We start from the raw sequence: 14574 nt of genomic DNA, 5'->3' as shown, positions 1-14574 counted from the left end.
GCACAACCCGCCTCTCTCACCTCGCCCGCCTCGACCTTGTTGCATGACCATGCCAGGAAGCCCGAATCACGGATTCCCCAACGGAGTCCTTCAGGGCGGGGAGGAGTCATAGGCAAGCATGTACCTGCCTATGAAGGGGTGTGTCCGCTGTCGTCGCCGGATAGGTGATCCGCAATGCGCCCGGCCTGCTCGGAAGTTACCGTTTCGCGGGCGTTCACGTGGTCCTCATGTCCGGTCTACGTCGCGGTCGGCGTCCCCGGATTGGCTTCCCGACGTCCGGTCATTCGAACGTAACGAGGCACATATGTCCCTGAGGCACACAGTCACCGTCCTGGCCCTTCTCCCCGCACTTGCCACGCCGGCGGTTGCCGAAGCGGCCACGGCCCACCACGACCCCAATTCGCCTCGGAGAGCCTCGTTCGACCTCCAGGCCCACCGTGGCGGCCTCGGGCTGACCACCGAGGAGTCCCTTGAGGGCTTCGGCAAGGCGATTCGCCTCGGGGTCAGCACCCTGGAGCTGGACACGCAGATCACCAAGGACCAGAAGGTCGTCGTGAACCACGACCGCCAGATCAGTGCCCAGAAGTGCCAGGACACCGGACCGGTCACCCCGGGCGATCCCATGTACCCGTACGTCCGCAAGTACATCAAGGACCTGACACTCGCGCAGATCAAGAGCATGGACTGCGGCTATCAGCAGCTGCCCGGATTCCCTGAGCAGGAGCAGATCAAGGGCTTCCGCATGGTGGAGCTCAAGGACGTCCTCAACCTGGTCAAGCACTACCGCGCGAAGCACATCAAGCTGAACATCGAGACCAAGGTGGAGGCCGGAGCGCCCGAGCAGACCGCCCCCCGCGACCTGTTCGTGCGACGCGTCTTCGAGGAGATCCATCACTCGGGCATCGAGAAGCAGGTCACCATCCAGTCCTTCGACTGGGGGGCACTGAAGGCGATGCACAAGCTCGCGCCCCGCTACCCCCTGGTCGCCCTGACGAACTACGACTTCCTGCAGGTGGGCATGCCCGGGGCGTCGCCCTGGCTCGGCGGTATCGACGCCGACGACTACGACGGTGACTTCGTGAAGGCGGCTGCTTCGATCAGCGGCGTCACCGCGCTGTCCCCGAATTACGGCTTCCCCCAGAACGGCACCGTCGCGGACCCGGACTTCCGGTTCTACCCGGACAAGAAGATGGTCTCCGAGGCCCACCGTCGAGGACTCAAGGTGATCCCGTGGACGTGTGACGACCCCGCCACGATCGAGGCGCTCATGGACCTCGGCATCGACGGGATCATCACCGACTACCCGAACCGCGTGCGGGACATCATGGCCGACCGCGGCATGCGTCTGCCCAAGGCATACCCGGCCCCGCGCCACTGACGAGCGACGGGCCGGCCGACCGCGCCGCTGCCTGACGCCGCTCCAACCAGTCCCTCGAACGCGAGTCGGACAGTCTCCGGTGCGGCCGCCGTGGCCCCAGCAGGGCCGCCCGCGGTCGCGTCGGAGACTGTCCGACTCGGCGTCACTCAGGTGGACGTCACCGTCTGCCGACGCGGCGACCATGGCCGATGCCGGCGCCGTGGAGAGCCAGTAGAGCCAGCCCGATCAGCATCACGTTGACCGAGGAGAAGACATCGTTGGTCGTGATGTCGGCTGCGTTGATCAGGAAGGAGATGAAGAACAGCACAGCCGCGGCGATTGCCAGCATGACGTAGCTCCTTTGTCGGTTGGAACCCGTGTGCCCCGGCGCGCGAGAAGCAGACCTGGGTATCTGCGGCCGGTTCGAGGCGGCCGAACGCAGTTCGGAGGCCGATGTGTTGGACCTTGGAGGAGGGAACTCAGCCGTGCAGTTAGATCCGCAGCGGGCCGACCGGCTCGAAGCCGTGACGTACGGCGGCCGCCAGAGCGTCACCGTGTTCGTAACCGACCAACGGCAGCTCCGGGAAAAGGCTGTGCACCGCGTTCAGTACGAAGGGCCAGGCCGCGTCCGGGTCGTCCTCCGGTGCGAAGACGTTGGAGACGCCGACCGCCTGCTCGCTTAGGCTTGCCACGGCTCCGGCTGTCAGCCGGCCGTCGGACGATTGCCCGGCAAGTACGAACGTGGCGGGGTCGTCCAGCAGTTCAGGACGGAAGAGATGCGCATTCCCGCCCCCGTCGTCCCAGGCGTCGGCCCAGGCACGCAGCGCCGCCGGGCTGCTCACCACTTCCTGGGCGAGGTCGGTGACGCCGACGGGCCCACCTGCCGGACGGTGTATCCACTGCGCCTCGAACAGGATCTGGTAGCCGACGCATGACAGGTCGAGGTCGGCGAAGCTGTCCTTGACGGATGCGCCTGGCGTGGTGGTGTCGACGCGTTCCGTCACCTCGGCCGGGTCGGTGTTGGGTGCGAGGGTCACCGCGTCGGGATAGTAGAGCGGTGTCCGTGTCGGAGCCGACCAGCGCTGTGCCTCGAACTCGCTGCTCACCCCGTGGGACCGGCTCATCGCCGCACACCACTCGGCGTTGTTACGGGCGGCAGTCTGGACCAGGAGCTGCTTCTGCGTCGTCACGAGAGCGGATCATGGCCGCTCCGGCAGGCCCTGTCGAATGGTTATCGGCCTGGAACGCCGTGCGCTTCATCTCCGATTCTCTCTCCGACGGCGTATTCGAACAAAGCTTCTCCGTCCGGGATGTTCCCGGTGTGCTGTGGACACCTGGCGGTGCCGTCGGCACCCGCCCCCTGATCCTCATGGGACACGGTGGCGGTCAGCACAAAAAGGCTCCCGACGTCGCTGCGAGGGCCCGTCACTTCGGTGCGAGGGCGACTTCGCGGTGGTGGTGGGCGACGTGCCGGGCCATGGTGACCGGCCGAAGGACGAAGAACTCGACCGGGTCGCGACCGAGAACCGGGTGCGCGTGGAAGCTGGCGAAGAGCTGGCTCCGCTTGTCGCCCGGTTCCAGACGCTCGTGGTCCGTCGTACCGTGCCTGCATGGCAGGCGGTTCTCGACGCCGTCCAGCGGCTGGAGTACGTGGGCGCCGCACCCGTTGGTCATCGGGGCGTGTCGCTGGGCTGTGGACTCGGCGTGCCCTTCGTCGCTGCCGCGTCCCGGGTCCGCGCTGCGGTGCTGGGCCTCGGCGGACTCGCGGCACCTGAGGTCCGGTGGGGGAGGACCGGACCACCGGCGTCGGCGTGTCGCGCGCGGTGGGCCGTCTGACCGCCGGTGGCCGGTAAGTTCGGCCTGACCAGCCAAGACGTGAGCAACCAGAGGGAGTCAGGATGACCGACAGCGCCCGCACCGTGCTGGCAGGCCTCGACCGCATCCGCGGGGACATCGAGGACCTGTACAAGGACCTCCACCGAAACCCTGAACTCGGGCTGGAGGAGCACCGCACGGCGCGAAAGGCGGCCGATGCCCTGCGTGGCCTCGGTTGCCGGGTTGTGGAGGGCATCGGCGGCACGGGTGTGGTGGGGGTCCTGACCAACGGTGAAGGTCCGACCGTCATGGTCCGGGCCGACCTGGACGCCCTGCCCGTCAGGGAGGAGACGGGGCTGCCTTACGCATCCACCGTGACGATGACAGGGCGCGACGGCACGGAGCAGCCGGTGATGCACGCCTGCGGGCACGACGTGCACATTGCGTCACTCATCGGCTGTGTGCGCCTGCTCGCCGAGTCCACGGACGCTTGGAGGGGCACGTTCGTGGCGCTCTGCCAGCCCTCCGAGGAACCGGGCGACGGGGCCGACGCGATGCTCGCCGACGGCCTCACGACCAAGGCTCCCCGCCCCGACGTGGTACTCGCCCAGCACGTCCTGCCCTATCCGGCGGGTTATGTCGGTACCCGGGCAGGATCTTTCATGTCCGCCGCGGACAGTCTGCGGATCACGGTCCATGGCCGGGGAGGTCACGGTGCCATGCCGCAGACCGCGGTCGATCCCGTGGTGATGGCCGCGATGATCGTCGTGCGACTGCAGACGATCGTCTCCCGGGAGATCGCGGCGCTCACCCCGGTGGTGGTCACGGTGGGCAGCATCCACGCCGGAACCGGCCCCAACATCATCCCGGACCGCGCGGTCATCCAGGTCAACGTCCGGACCTACGACGACCACACGCGCACCCACGTGCTGCAGTCCATCGAACGCATCGTCGCGGCCGAGTGCCAGGCTTCCGGGGCGCCGAAGCCCGCCGAGATCGAGAAGATCGTCTCTTTTCCGCCCACGGTCAACGATGCCGATACGACCCGGCGCGTCGCTGAGGTGTTCGCCGGGTACTTCGGTTCCGACGCACACACCATCGACCTCCAGACCGCCAGCGAGGACATGAGCAAGATTCCCGACGCGTTCGGTGTCCCATTCACCTACTGGGGCATCGGCGGTGCCGACCCGGAACTGCACGGCGATGGCAAGGCGGACGTCCCTGCCGCCTCGCCGGGACCGGTCAACCACAGCCCACACTTCGCCCCGGTCATCCAGCCCACCCTGGACACCGGCGTGAGCGCACTCGTGGTCGCTTCACTAGCCTGGCTGGCCGTCTGAGGGTGCCCCCGTCCGTCTCATGTCTGGCCTGGACGAGGTCCTTGCGTGCCTGCGGTGCGGAACTGCGTACGCCGGTCCGTCAGAGTCGCCCGGCTGTCATAATCTGCGGCATGCGCATGCCCTTCCCGGCCACTCGATGGCCGGTCTCCCTGGTCACGAACCGGCTTCTCCTGCGTCCGATCGAGCGTTCCGACGTAGTCACGCTGTCGGGCGTGTGGACCGATCCCGATGTGCGCCGGTACTTGGGCGGGCCTGTGAGCGGGCGGGCGCTCAGGGCTCGCGAACAGGGGTGCGTCGGGCATTTCGGTGCTTTCAGTGTCGTCCGCAGCAGGGACCGCGCCGTGCTCGGCCAGGTGTCTGTCGAACCCCGCTCGCGCTGGGAGGGACGGACCGAGGTCTCGTACCAACTGCTGTCCGCACACTGGGGCCGGGGTTACGGCAGGGAGGCGGTCGGCGCGGCAGTGTCCTGGACACTCCACGACGCCGACTTCGCGCAGCCGGGTGTGGTGGCGGTCACCCAGGAGGCCAACCACCGTTCACGTCGCCTGCTCGAAGCCGTGGGCATGAGCGTGATCCACAACTTCGTCGAGTGGGAGGCCCGACAGGTCGTGTATGCCGTCGATCGCGCAAGTGCTTGCGTTGAAAGGCCCGTTGTCAGGCACGAGGACCTCCGGGGCACCTCACATCACGGTTCGATCCAGATGTCCGGATCGGACACGGCCGACGCCTAGCCCTGGAAGATCCTCCTGCAGTCGAGTTGCATCCCGGAGGTGCGATTCCGCTGCCGGTTACCAGCAGCGCCTGTCCTGGCGCCTGGAAGAGGGTGTGATCGGCCCGTAGGGTGTATGCGTGGCAGACGACGGTGAACAGGCGGTTCGGGCGGCGATAGAAGGGGAGCTTCGGCTGCTCGACCCCGTGGTACGGGCCTCTCCGGGCCTCGTCACGCGGCTTCTGGATCCTGAGTTCGCCGAGATCGGCGCGTCCGGCAGGCGTTGGGACGCCGTGTCGGTTCTCGCCGTCACCAGCGGTGGGTCGGTGAACCCACAGAGTCCGGTAGAGGTCAGCTCGATGTCAGGGGTCTTGCTGGCCCCAGGCGTCGTCCACCTGACGTACTTCACCGATCACGACGGGCGCCGGGCGTGGCGCAGTTCGTTGTGGCGGATGACCGAGACGGGCTGGCGCCTGTACTTCCACCAGGGGACCTTTGCGAGCTGATCCGGGAACGCGTACGGTCAAGCTGCGTTGTCGGTGGGTGCACCCCGTTCGGGTCCGTACTCACGTCGATGCGCGCCCGGGTCGCAGGGCGGAATACGGCCGGGGACAGTGGTGTTCGGGTCGACCTCGGTACGGAGCGAGTTCCGGACAGCGCGCGGGTGCTTCATGGCTGTGAAGCTGGACTCCAGGCTCTGTTCGCCGGGAGTGTGCGCGTGGCGATGCGCCCTGGCCCCGAGTCAGTTGCGCCCTGTACCCACTCGCGAGGAGCGAAGCGATGCCGTCATTCGAAGTGACCACAGCAAGTGTTGCGGGCATGTCCAAGTTCACCGAGTGGGCGGAGGACGAGGGATGGAACCCAGGGCTCTCCGACGCCCTCCTCCTCCACTCGGCGGACCCCCGAGGCTTCTTCCTCGGGCAGCTCGGCGGTGAACCCGTCGCATCCGTCTCCGCCGTTCGCTACGGATCGGACTTCGGATTCCTGGGCTTCTACATCGCCCGCCCCGCGGTGCGCGGGCAGGGATACGGCATCCGGATGTGGCGTGCCGCGATGGATCATCTCGCAGGCAGGAACGTCGGCCTCGACGGAGTGGTGGAACAGCAGGAGAACTACCGAAGGTCCGGCTTCCGGCGGGCGTGGACCCACGTGCGCCATGCGGGCGTGCCCACCGGTGGCGGGGTGGCGGCGGACGTCCGGCTGATGGACGCACGCGACGTGCCGTTCGACCTGCTCGCGGACTACGACCGGCGTTTCTTCCCCGCGGACAGGCAGGCGTTCCTGTCCCAGTGGGTCGGTCACCGCTCACACACCTCGCTGGCCGCGGTGCGAGACGGGAACCTCGAGGGATTCGCCGTGATGCGTCCGGCCGCGGTCGGATCCCGCATCGGCCCGCTCTACGCCTCCGGGCAGGACATCGCCTCCTCTCTCGTCCAGGAACTCGCCGGCCGTACGCCCGGCGCCCCCGTGGCGCTGGACGTGCCGGACATCAACCCGGCCTCCATGAAGCTGATGGAGCGTCTCGGTCTTGAGGCCACCTTCGAGTGTGCCCGCATGTACACCGGGCCCACCCCGGACGTCGACACCGCCGGGATGTTCGCCGCGACGACGATCGAGCTCGGCTGACCCGGCACGCAAGGTGCCGGGTGGCACGCCAGGCCACCAGCTCGGCTCACCGCACGACGGGCGGCGTACTGATCGGTCGTCAGACCCCGGCGCCGATGGACGTATCTCGTCGCGATCACATCGTACGGACCGACGGTGCGGCGTCCCAGGCACCCGCAGTCAGGTGTTAGCCGACCGGCGCGACGTGCGGTCGCCCCGGGGCGTCCGTCGCCGCAGCCGACACCAAGCTGCTGGGGCTGCGCCCCTGCCTGTCCGCTCCCGGAACTCAGGCCGTACGGTCCCTAGAACTCGTCGGTGAACACGGAGGCCAGTTGCCGCCATTCGCGCATCGGCAGATCGGAGCCGCCCTCGTCGGCGGTCAGCACCTGGAACGCGATGTGGTCCGCACCGGCGTCGTAGTACTCCCTCGCACGGGCCTTCACCTGCTCGGCGTCGCCCAGGGCGAAGAGGGCGTCGAGCAGACGGACGCTCCCGCCGCTCTCGAAGTCGCTCTTCGCGAATCCCAGGCGCAGCAGGTTGTCGGTGTAGTTCGGAAGCTGGAGGTACATCGCCAGCATGTTCCGCGCGGTGGTGCGGGCCCGGTCGATGTCCGTGTCGAGTACGACCGACAGTTCCGGAGCGAGCAACGCGTCGGGGCCCAGGGACCGGCGTGCCTCCGCGGTGTGGTCGGCGGTGACGAGGTACGGGTGTGCGCCGAGTGCGCGGTCGGCCGCCAGCTTCAGCATCTTGGGGCCGAGCGCCGCGAGAACCCGCCGTCCGGGCTGGACCGCCGGGCCGGCCGCGTCCAGTGCGTCGAGGTACGACACCATGGCGCTGTACGGCTTCGCGTACTGGGGCACCATCGGGCCGTGGCTCACGCCGAGGCCGAGGACGAACCGTCGCCGCTCGGCCGGGTCGAGGGCCTCGATACTCGCCGCCGCCTCTTCGGCCGTGTGGTCCCAGATGCTCACGATGCCCGTGGCCACCGTGACCTCGCTGGTGGCGGAGACGATGGCGGCGGCGTCGTCGGGCGAGGGACTGCCTCCGATCCACAGAGTGCCATACCCCAGGTCTTCGAGCTCGGCGACCGCTTCCGCGATCGCCCTCCTGCCCGAGTCGTCGGCCCGTGACCCGTGCAGGGCGCTGCTCCAGATGCCGACCCGGCCGAATTCCGTGCGCGTCTCAGAAGTCATGGTGTGATCAACAGCCCTCTGTCCCTGCTATTCCCGGACCGGACGGAGTCCATCCGAACGGGTGACAGGACTTCTGTGAGTGTGAAGGACGGCTCCGACACAGTGTCCAGTGACATCGCCGTCCACTGGGGTGGGGGAGTGGCTGTGTACGCCTCCGGACACACCCGATCCCGGCCACCGATGCTTCAGGGCCGGGATCGGTCGTCACGGTGTGCGAGGGGTGTCATGCGCGAGTGGTGGTGACGTCACGCTCTTCGTCGCGGCGCCGGCGGACGCCCTGAGCGCCATGCGCTCGAGGAGCAGCGCGGTGACAGGGCGTCCGGAACGTCGGCTGCGTCGCTCTACCGCCCGTCGACAGGGCGAGCCGACAGTTTCGAGGCCACGTCGACTAGCGTGCGAGTGCCTCGGCTGATTCGGGAGCGACACCGGCGGAGGCGCCTGCTGCGACGACGCTGTAGAAGACGGAGCGCCCCTGTTTGTGGCGCTCCAGCAGGCCCTGGGCGACGCCTTGTTCCAGGGTGTTGCGTACTACCGCGACCTGTACTCCGCGCTTCGGCTGGTCTTCCGTCAGAGCGGCGGCGACCTCGGCCGAGGACTTCGGTTCCCGCTGGCTCGACAGGTACTTACCGACCAGCTCACGCCATGTGGGCTCGCCGGCGCTTTTGGGCGCGCTGTCCTTCTTCACGGCGGCAGACTTCGGTTTCGCCGTCTCCGATGTGGACTCCCCTGCCCGCTTCCGGGGCGCCGACTTGCTCCTGGCCCGGCGGGCGGGAGGAACCGAGACGGTCGCGCGGCTGTCGGCGGCCGGGGCGGACGGTTCCGCCGTGCTTTCCAGCACTGCCTGCATCTTGATCAGGACCTGCTCACCGGATTCGAGGTGAACGAGTTGTTCCTGAAGACTCATCAGTTCAGTGCGCACTCGCTCCTGTTCGCTTCGGTTCGCTGACAGATCGTCGGCGATTCGCTGTGCGTAGTCCGCGCTGATGCCGGCTGGTGGAGAAATTTTGGCCATGTGATCCTCGTCGTTGGCTGAGCTTCAAAGTGTGTGGCCGCTGATGCTACTCACCCTGACGAGGTCACGTAGTCATTCTTTTGCGCAAAGTGTGACCGACTCGAACACGAGGCTGGTCTTGCACCGCGCCCTCCACACGGTTCGCCCACCGATTTGCCTGCCTCGATTGGACGTTTCGCCATTGAGGTACGGGCCTCATCGCTTTCGGGTCATCGGGGATGACAGGGGTATTGGATTCAGCCAAAGGCGCAGGTGTGGTTGTGGTGGGAGTTCGGTGTCCGAATGGCGTGAGATCCACGCGGCGGATCACCGGTGCCCGGACGGCCGCCCCGGAGCCCGGACGGTGCAGCGGAGCCGGGCGAGGCCGGCTCCCTCCGCATCCAGGCCCGTCGCGGTTGTCCGACACCTGGGAGTTGACGCCGCACAACCATCCGTGCCCTTCGCGGGTCACATCAGGCAGGAGCAAACAGCTCTCAGGGACACAAGGGGGAAATAATGGGAATCAGGCGCAATATCGCGACTGCTGGAGCGGTGACCGCACTGGTGCTGGGGGCCACGACCGCGTTCAGTGCGACCGCCTCCGCCGCACCCAACGTCACGCCGCAGGGTGTCTGCGGCAGTGCCTACAAGACCGTCAACTCTGTGCCCGTCGGTTCGCTGGGGACCGTCTACCTGACGTACAACTCCACGAACGGCAGGAACTGCGTCACGACCATCCGGACCAGCCCGGGCACGGTCAAGGCCATGTCGACGTACATCTACGTTCCCGCCACCGACGAGTACGACGGGGACGACGGGAACTACACGTCGTACGCCGGCCCCGCCCGCGTCTACGGCAAAGGCTACTGCGTGAGCTGGGGCGGCAGCATCGCCAACGTGTACGTGTCGGTGGAGAACTCCAACTGCGCCTCCCTGAAGGAGCGCCGGACCGTCGAGGTCCGCTGATCCGGACGGCGACCGGCTGATCCGGACAGGCACCGGCCGCGTGTTCCCGTGCCGCCTTCCGGGATCCGATCAGCGGATCCACCCGCCGGAAGGCGGTCCGTGGGCCGAAGGCCGGTGTGCCCGCGCCCGTCAACGCCAAAGACGTTCCGGTCGGCATCAGTTGATGCCGACCGGACCGTCACTGTCCCGGGCCGCCCGCGCCAGGCGCCGGCGGAACCGAAGGGGTCAAAGCACGGTCAGGGAACCTTCACCCAGTCGAGGGTGCGCTCCACGGCCTTCTTCCAGCCCGCGTACCCGTCCGCGCGTTGCTCCTCGGACCACTCGGGGGACCATCGCTTGGACTCGGCCCAGTGTGTGCGCAGTTCATCGGTGTTCTGCCAGAACCCGGTCGCCAGCCCGGCCGCGTAGGCGGCGCCCAGCGCGGTCGTCTCCGCCACGACGGGACGGCTGACCGGGACGCCGAGCACGTCGGACTGGATCTGCATGCAGAGGTCGTTGGCCGTGACGCCGCCGTCGACCTTGAGTACGTCGAGATGGACACCGGAGTCCTGCTCCATGGCCTCGACGACGTCGCGGCTCTGGTAGCAGATGGCTTCCAGCGTCGCACGTGCCAGGTGCGCGTTGTCGTTGTACCTGGCCAGGCCGACGATCGCCCCTCGGGCGTCGGAGCGCCAGTACGGTGCGAACAGGCCCGAGAACGCGGGCACGAAGTACATGCCGCCGTTGTCCTCGACGGTCCGGGCCAGTACCTCGCTCTCGGGGGCAGTCTTGATGATCTTCATCTGGTCGCGCAGCCATTGCACCGCGGACCCGGTCACGGCGATGGAGCCCTCCAGGGCGTACACCACCGGGCTGTCGCCGAACTGGTACGCCACCGTGGTGAGGAGGCCGTGCTGGGAGCGGACCAGCTCGGTGCCCGTGTTCAGGACCAGGAAGTTGCCGGTCCCGTAGGTGTTCTTGGCCTCGCCCGGCGAGAAGCAGACCTGGCCGACGGTAGCGGCCTGCTGGTCTCCGAGGACTCCGCCGATGGGAATGGCGGCCCTCAGCGGCCGGGAGGTGCGGGTCGAACCGTACGCTTCGGCGTGTGACGACGGGTTGATCTTGGGGAGCATCGCCCGGGGAATGTCGAAGAATCCGAGGAGCTCATCGTCCCAGTCGAGGGTCTCCAGGTTCATCAGCATGGTGCGGCTCGCGTTGGTCACGTCGGTGGCGTGGATGCCGCCGTCGGGACCTCCGGTCAGGTTCCACAGCACCCAGGCGTCGGTGTTGCCGAAGATGGCATGGCCCGCTTCGGCCGCCTCGCGCACACCGTCGACGTTCTCCAGAATCCACTGGATCTTCCCGCCGGAGAAGTAGGTCGCCGGCGGGAGGCCGGCCTTGCGGCGGATGATGTCGCCCTTGCCGGAGCGTTCGAGGTTCGCCGCGATGACGTCCGTACGTGTGTCCTGCCACACGATGGCGTTGTAGTAGGGACGCCCGTTCCGAGGGTCCCAGACCACCGTCGTCTCGCGCTGGTTGGTGATCCCGATGGCCGCCAGGTCGCTCGGTGACAGACCGCTGTGCCGCATCGCGTTCTGCATCACCGAGTTGGTGCGTTCCCAGATTTCCACAGGATCGTGTTCCACCCAGCCTGAACGCGGGAGGATCTGGGCGTGCTCCAGTTGGTGCTTGCCGACCTCGTTGCCGCCGTGGTCGAAGATCATGAATCGGGTGCTGGTGGTCCCTTGGTCCACCGCGCCGATGAAGTCCGCCATGATGTGCCGCCTCTCGGGCCGGAGCCGTCAGTCCTGTGGTGCCGGGACGCGTCCCGGCGGCTCGGGTTCTGCGGTCGGCAGGAACCGGCCGATGAAGGCCTTGTACAGACCTCCGCCGAGCAGCGCGCCGACCACCGGCCCCGCGATGGGAACCCAGAAGTAGAGATTTCCGTACTGGTCCCGCCAGGCTCCGCTGTAGCCGGTGATGAAGCTCGCGAGCCGGGGACCGAAGTCACGGGCGGGGTTGATCGCGTATCCCGCGTTGGTTCCCCAGGCCATGCCGATCGCCACCACGACCAGGCCGATGACGAACGGGGCCAGGTTCGCGCCGGGCGGTGTGTTCAGCATGTCCGTGAGGGCCATGACCAGAAGCAGCAGGATGGCCGTGCCGATGACCTGGTCGCGGAACGCGCCCCACTCGTGCACCGGCAGAGCGGTGTTGCCGTTGGCGGGCAGCGTGGAGAAGACGATCTGCGTCTTCTCGGTGTGTCCGGGGTCGGCCGTCGCCAGTGCCTCGGTGTAGTTCCAGCGGACGATGAGGGCGGCTACGAAGGCGCCGGCCGTCTGGGCCAGTGCGTAAGGAGCCACCTTCTTCCAGGGGAACCCCCTGAACGTCGCGAGGGCGATCGTCACAGCGGGATTGATATGAGCTCCGCTCAGCCGCGCCGCGACGTAGACACCCAGGGTGACACCCAGTCCCCATGCCCAGGAGATGCTGTCGTGGTTCCCGAGCCCGCCGGGCGGATCCGTCAGGGCGCCGCCCGCCACCACCTGGGCCACCACACCGCACCCGAAGAGGATGAGGATCATGGTGCCCGCGAACTCGGCCGACAGTTCGCCGACCAGTCCGTGTTTCTTCACTCGCTCAGCCATGGAAGCTCGCCCTCCGCCGGCTGAACCGGCCGTTGATTTGTGAGCAGTGTCAGTAGGCTAAGTCGACTCACAGAAGACCGCATATCAGGACGAACTGTTCGTCAGGTTCAGGTGCGTCGAACGCGTCACGACGCCGAACCGCCTTGGACGTCGTGGACGTCGGCGGATCCGGTGACCGGCGGCGGCGACGCGTGAGGAATCGGCCGTGGCGTACCGGTCGGCGCGCTGCCCCGCTCGGGTGAGAGAGCCTGCGGCTGCGGGCACCCCCTATGCGTCGCCGCCCGGCATCCTCTTCCGGCCCCATGCCGTGACGTCCGGCATCTGGGTGACGGCGTCGCGGATCGCCAGGCCGCTCGCCGCGCCGACGACACCGGTGAACGACTCGCGACGGTCGGGCAGGAGCGTCGAGCCCCGCGGTCAGTCGAGCCGGTCGAGTGAGGTGCGGACCAGGCGGACGCCGGTGCGGTCCCGGCAGGCGAGACCGGGGCCACTCCGCGGAGGGTCAGGGCGTCGGCAGGAGGAGCGTTCGAAGGGCCCCGGCCGTATGTCAAAGCGCCTGGGGCAGGACGGTGTTCACCGGTTCGTGCGTACGGGGGACCGGGCCCGGACCCCGGCGCTACCGTGACGGGGACGCCGTACACACGCCAGGAGCCCTCGATGAGCGAACAGCCCGTCCCCGACGCGGTCCGCGCGCAGTTGGAGCCCTCGGCGGCCGACGCGGTCCGGGCCTACGCGGCTAAGACCCGCGCCGATGCCGATCGCCTCGCCGCCGTCCTGGAGGACATCGCGAACAACGGGCTGCCGGCCGTCGACGAGTGCACACCGTGGGAGGACCTCCGCGACGCGCGCCTCGCCCACCTCGCCGCCCGGCGTCCCGCGGTGGCCTGATGGCCTCCAGGCGGGCCCGCATCGCGTTCAGCGACTCGGCGGCCAAGCAACTCGAGGAGCTCTCAGAGGGTGCGGTCCACGCTCTGGACCGCACCCTCGTTGTCATCAGCGTCGACCCGGACATCGGCGAACCCATCCCCGGTAGCGGTGCCGAGCCGCCCCTGCGCCAGTACGCCGACGAGATCGAAGAGGTCCGGGTCCTGTACTTCGTCACAGCGCTCCGCACAGTGGTTATCTGCGGTCCTGATCTTGCCCTTGTTGTGTGAGGCACATGGGCTCATCAGTCCGTGTGACTGTGAGATATCTGCTGGTTGTGAGGCACAGCGTGCTGATCCTGTGAGCATCCAGGCAGTGTCGGCAGTGCAGGTTGCGGGAGGGCATAGGCGCCGCCGCAGCCGCCGAAGTTCATGGCGGTGCTGTGGTCCGGACCTTCCTCAAGCTGGACGACTAGTGGCATAGGAGTGGCGCACGACGCGCAGGACGGGGTCTCGTCGCCCTGAACCCAGGCGGGGCTACCCCCGAGCTGGCCGAGTACGGAGGACGCGGGGCGGTCGTTTCCTGCTGCCCACTCCTCGCTGGCCTGGTCGTAGTCGGGCTCGTCCACATGCACCAAGCTGACCGCCCGAACGGAACCGAGCAGAAGCAGTGCCTCATCGACACCGCCTTCGGGGTGGGGCAGTGGCTCAAGGCCATCCGTCGGAAAGAGCAAGGCCTGGTTCCCGCCGGAGTCCGGCTCCCAATCGCCGCACATACCTGGGGCGTTCTGGCATGCAAACAAGACGAGGACTCCCCGGTCCTCAATCCCATCCCCGAGGTCGGCCAAGAACACTTGGGCGAGGAACTGCATCGGGCCATTACACGAAGGCCATCAGCGTGACCAACGTGCCTCACGACTGCGCAAGCGCTTGACCTGCCAGAACAGTGCTCTCACCCGAGATAAGGCCTGTCGTCGTCGCGTACATCGAGGCATGACCGGGGCCCCCGTCCGGCATTCCTTGCGGAGGGCCGGGCCGGAGGGTGAACCCTCGCGCGCATCGGCACGCGGACACTTCGGAGGTGTGGGGCGTACCGTCGTCGACACCG

General features: G+C 67.8%; 16 protein-coding genes. 8 read left to right on the top strand and 8 right to left on the bottom strand.

Annotated elements, in window-relative coordinates; all coding sequences use genetic code 11:
- Positions 1-304 precede the first annotated feature (304 nt).
- Positions 305-1378 (top strand): glycerophosphodiester phosphodiesterase family protein, encoded by a 1074-nt coding sequence (locus ACFU5K_RS19775; protein WP_384063229.1) that lies wholly within the window; start codon positions 305-307, stop codon positions 1376-1378.
- A 157-nt stretch (positions 1379-1535) separates the two neighbouring features.
- Here the strand turns inward: ACFU5K_RS19775 and ACFU5K_RS19770 are convergent, their stop codons facing one another.
- From ACFU5K_RS19770 to ACFU5K_RS19760, 3 genes are all read right to left on the bottom strand, one after another.
- Entirely contained in the window at positions 1536-1706 is a 171-nt protein-coding gene (locus tag ACFU5K_RS19770; RefSeq protein ID WP_384063227.1) for a hypothetical protein, read from the bottom strand.
- A 142-nt stretch (positions 1707-1848) separates the two neighbouring features.
- Positions 1849-2547, bottom strand: coding sequence for a hypothetical protein (locus tag ACFU5K_RS19765; protein WP_384063224.1), 699 nt, complete (start codon positions 2545-2547; stop codon positions 1849-1851).
- 235 nt (positions 2548-2782) lie between these two features.
- A complete protein-coding gene (locus ACFU5K_RS19760; RefSeq protein WP_384063222.1) occupies positions 2783-3031 on the bottom strand; it encodes a hypothetical protein in 249 nt (82 codons plus the stop codon).
- A 224-nt stretch (positions 3032-3255) separates the two neighbouring features.
- Between ACFU5K_RS19760 and ACFU5K_RS19755 the strand changes: the two genes are divergently transcribed.
- From ACFU5K_RS19755 to ACFU5K_RS19740, 4 genes are all read left to right on the top strand, one after another.
- Entirely contained in the window at positions 3256-4512 is a 1257-nt protein-coding gene (locus tag ACFU5K_RS19755) for an amidohydrolase (protein WP_384063219.1), read from the top strand.
- A 110-nt stretch (positions 4513-4622) separates the two neighbouring features.
- Positions 4623-5243, top strand: a complete 621-nt coding sequence (locus tag ACFU5K_RS19750; protein ID WP_384063216.1) for a GNAT family N-acetyltransferase — start codon at positions 4623-4625, stop codon at positions 5241-5243.
- Positions 5244-5361: 118 nt separating this feature from the next.
- Complete coding sequence (locus ACFU5K_RS19745; protein ID WP_384063213.1) at positions 5362-5727, top strand: DUF4440 domain-containing protein; 366 nt, start codon at positions 5362-5364, stop codon at positions 5725-5727.
- A 274-nt stretch (positions 5728-6001) separates the two neighbouring features.
- The gene (locus ACFU5K_RS19740) at positions 6002-6847 is read left to right on the top strand and encodes a GNAT family N-acetyltransferase (protein WP_384063211.1); all 846 of its coding nucleotides are present in this window, start codon (positions 6002-6004) and stop codon (positions 6845-6847) included.
- A gap of 281 nt (positions 6848-7128) precedes the next feature.
- Here ACFU5K_RS19740 and ACFU5K_RS19735 read toward each other — a convergent pair whose 3' ends face one another.
- Positions 7129-8019: an LLM class F420-dependent oxidoreductase gene (locus ACFU5K_RS19735; RefSeq protein WP_384063209.1), complete on the bottom strand. Its 891-nt coding sequence runs from the start codon at positions 8017-8019 to the stop codon at positions 7129-7131.
- A 388-nt stretch (positions 8020-8407) separates the two neighbouring features.
- The gene (locus ACFU5K_RS19730; protein ID WP_384063206.1) at positions 8408-8923 is read right to left on the bottom strand and encodes a hypothetical protein; all 516 of its coding nucleotides are present in this window, start codon (positions 8921-8923) and stop codon (positions 8408-8410) included.
- 603 nt (positions 8924-9526) lie between these two features.
- Here ACFU5K_RS19730 and ACFU5K_RS19725 point away from each other — a divergent pair.
- Positions 9527-9976, top strand: coding sequence for a spore-associated protein (locus ACFU5K_RS19725; protein ID WP_384063204.1), 450 nt, complete (start codon positions 9527-9529; stop codon positions 9974-9976).
- Between the two features lie 236 nt (positions 9977-10212).
- Here ACFU5K_RS19725 and glpK read toward each other — a convergent pair whose 3' ends face one another.
- On the bottom strand, positions 10213-11730 hold the full coding sequence (glpK, locus tag ACFU5K_RS19720) for a glycerol kinase GlpK (protein ID WP_384063201.1): 1518 nt from the start codon (positions 11728-11730) through the stop codon (positions 10213-10215).
- Between the two features lie 27 nt (positions 11731-11757).
- A complete protein-coding gene (locus ACFU5K_RS19715; RefSeq protein ID WP_384063198.1) occupies positions 11758-12603 on the bottom strand; it encodes an MIP/aquaporin family protein in 846 nt (281 codons plus the stop codon).
- Positions 12604-13260: 657 nt separating this feature from the next.
- Between ACFU5K_RS19715 and ACFU5K_RS19710 the strand changes: the two genes are divergently transcribed.
- Together ACFU5K_RS19710 and ACFU5K_RS19705 are read left to right on the top strand one after the other, a co-directional pair.
- Entirely contained in the window at positions 13261-13491 is a 231-nt protein-coding gene (locus ACFU5K_RS19710; RefSeq protein WP_384063196.1) for a hypothetical protein, read from the top strand.
- Positions 13491-13757, top strand: coding sequence for a hypothetical protein (locus ACFU5K_RS19705; protein ID WP_384063193.1), 267 nt, complete (start codon positions 13491-13493; stop codon positions 13755-13757). The genes ACFU5K_RS19710 and ACFU5K_RS19705 overlap by 1 nt, the downstream gene beginning before the upstream one ends.
- A 14-nt stretch (positions 13758-13771) precedes the next feature.
- On the opposite strand, the gene ACFU5K_RS19700 is transcribed toward ACFU5K_RS19705, so the two are convergent.
- Positions 13772-14338, bottom strand: coding sequence for a hypothetical protein (locus ACFU5K_RS19700; RefSeq protein ID WP_384063190.1), 567 nt, complete (start codon positions 14336-14338; stop codon positions 13772-13774).
- Positions 14339-14574: the final 236 nt, after the last annotated feature.

It is taken from the genome of Streptomyces sp. NPDC057428 (genome assembly GCF_042803195.1).
GTDB lineage: Bacteria > Actinomycetota > Actinomycetes > Streptomycetales > Streptomycetaceae > Streptomyces.
This window is presented reverse-complemented; position numbering and strand designations above follow the sequence as displayed.

Bases quoted from the DNA above. Each gene is read 5' to 3' on its own strand.
- ACFU5K_RS19735 (WP_384063209.1), bottom strand. From the start codon at position 8,019: ATGACTTCTGAGACGCGCACGGAATTCGGCCGGGTCGGCATCTGGAGC.
- ACFU5K_RS19725 (WP_384063204.1), top strand. From the start codon at position 9,527: ATGGGAATCAGGCGCAATATCGCGACTGCTGGAGCGGTGACCGCACTG.
- ACFU5K_RS19710 (WP_384063196.1), top strand. From the start codon at position 13,261: ATGAGCGAACAGCCCGTCCCCGACGCGGTCCGCGCGCAGTTGGAGCCC.
- ACFU5K_RS19730 (WP_384063206.1), bottom strand. From the start codon at position 8,923: ATGAGTCTTCAGGAACAACTCGTTCACCTCGAATCCGGTGAGCAGGTC.
- ACFU5K_RS19760 (WP_384063222.1), bottom strand. From the start codon at position 3,031: ATGACCAACGGGTGCGGCGCCCACGTACTCCAGCCGCTGGACGGCGTC.
- ACFU5K_RS19715 (WP_384063198.1), bottom strand. From the start codon at position 12,603: ATGGCTGAGCGAGTGAAGAAACACGGACTGGTCGGCGAACTGTCGGCC.
- ACFU5K_RS19775 (WP_384063229.1), top strand. From the start codon at position 305: ATGTCCCTGAGGCACACAGTCACCGTCCTGGCCCTTCTCCCCGCACTT.
- ACFU5K_RS19740 (WP_384063211.1), top strand. From the start codon at position 6,002: ATGCCGTCATTCGAAGTGACCACAGCAAGTGTTGCGGGCATGTCCAAG.
- ACFU5K_RS19755 (WP_384063219.1), top strand. From the start codon at position 3,256: ATGACCGACAGCGCCCGCACCGTGCTGGCAGGCCTCGACCGCATCCGC.
- ACFU5K_RS19770 (WP_384063227.1), bottom strand. From the start codon at position 1,706: ATGCTGGCAATCGCCGCGGCTGTGCTGTTCTTCATCTCCTTCCTGATC.
- ACFU5K_RS19700 (WP_384063190.1), bottom strand. From the start codon at position 14,338: ATGCAGTTCCTCGCCCAAGTGTTCTTGGCCGACCTCGGGGATGGGATT.
- ACFU5K_RS19750 (WP_384063216.1), top strand. From the start codon at position 4,623: ATGCGCATGCCCTTCCCGGCCACTCGATGGCCGGTCTCCCTGGTCACG.
- glpK (WP_384063201.1), bottom strand. From the start codon at position 11,730: ATGGCGGACTTCATCGGCGCGGTGGACCAAGGGACCACCAGCACCCGA.
- ACFU5K_RS19705 (WP_384063193.1), top strand. From the start codon at position 13,491: ATGGCCTCCAGGCGGGCCCGCATCGCGTTCAGCGACTCGGCGGCCAAG.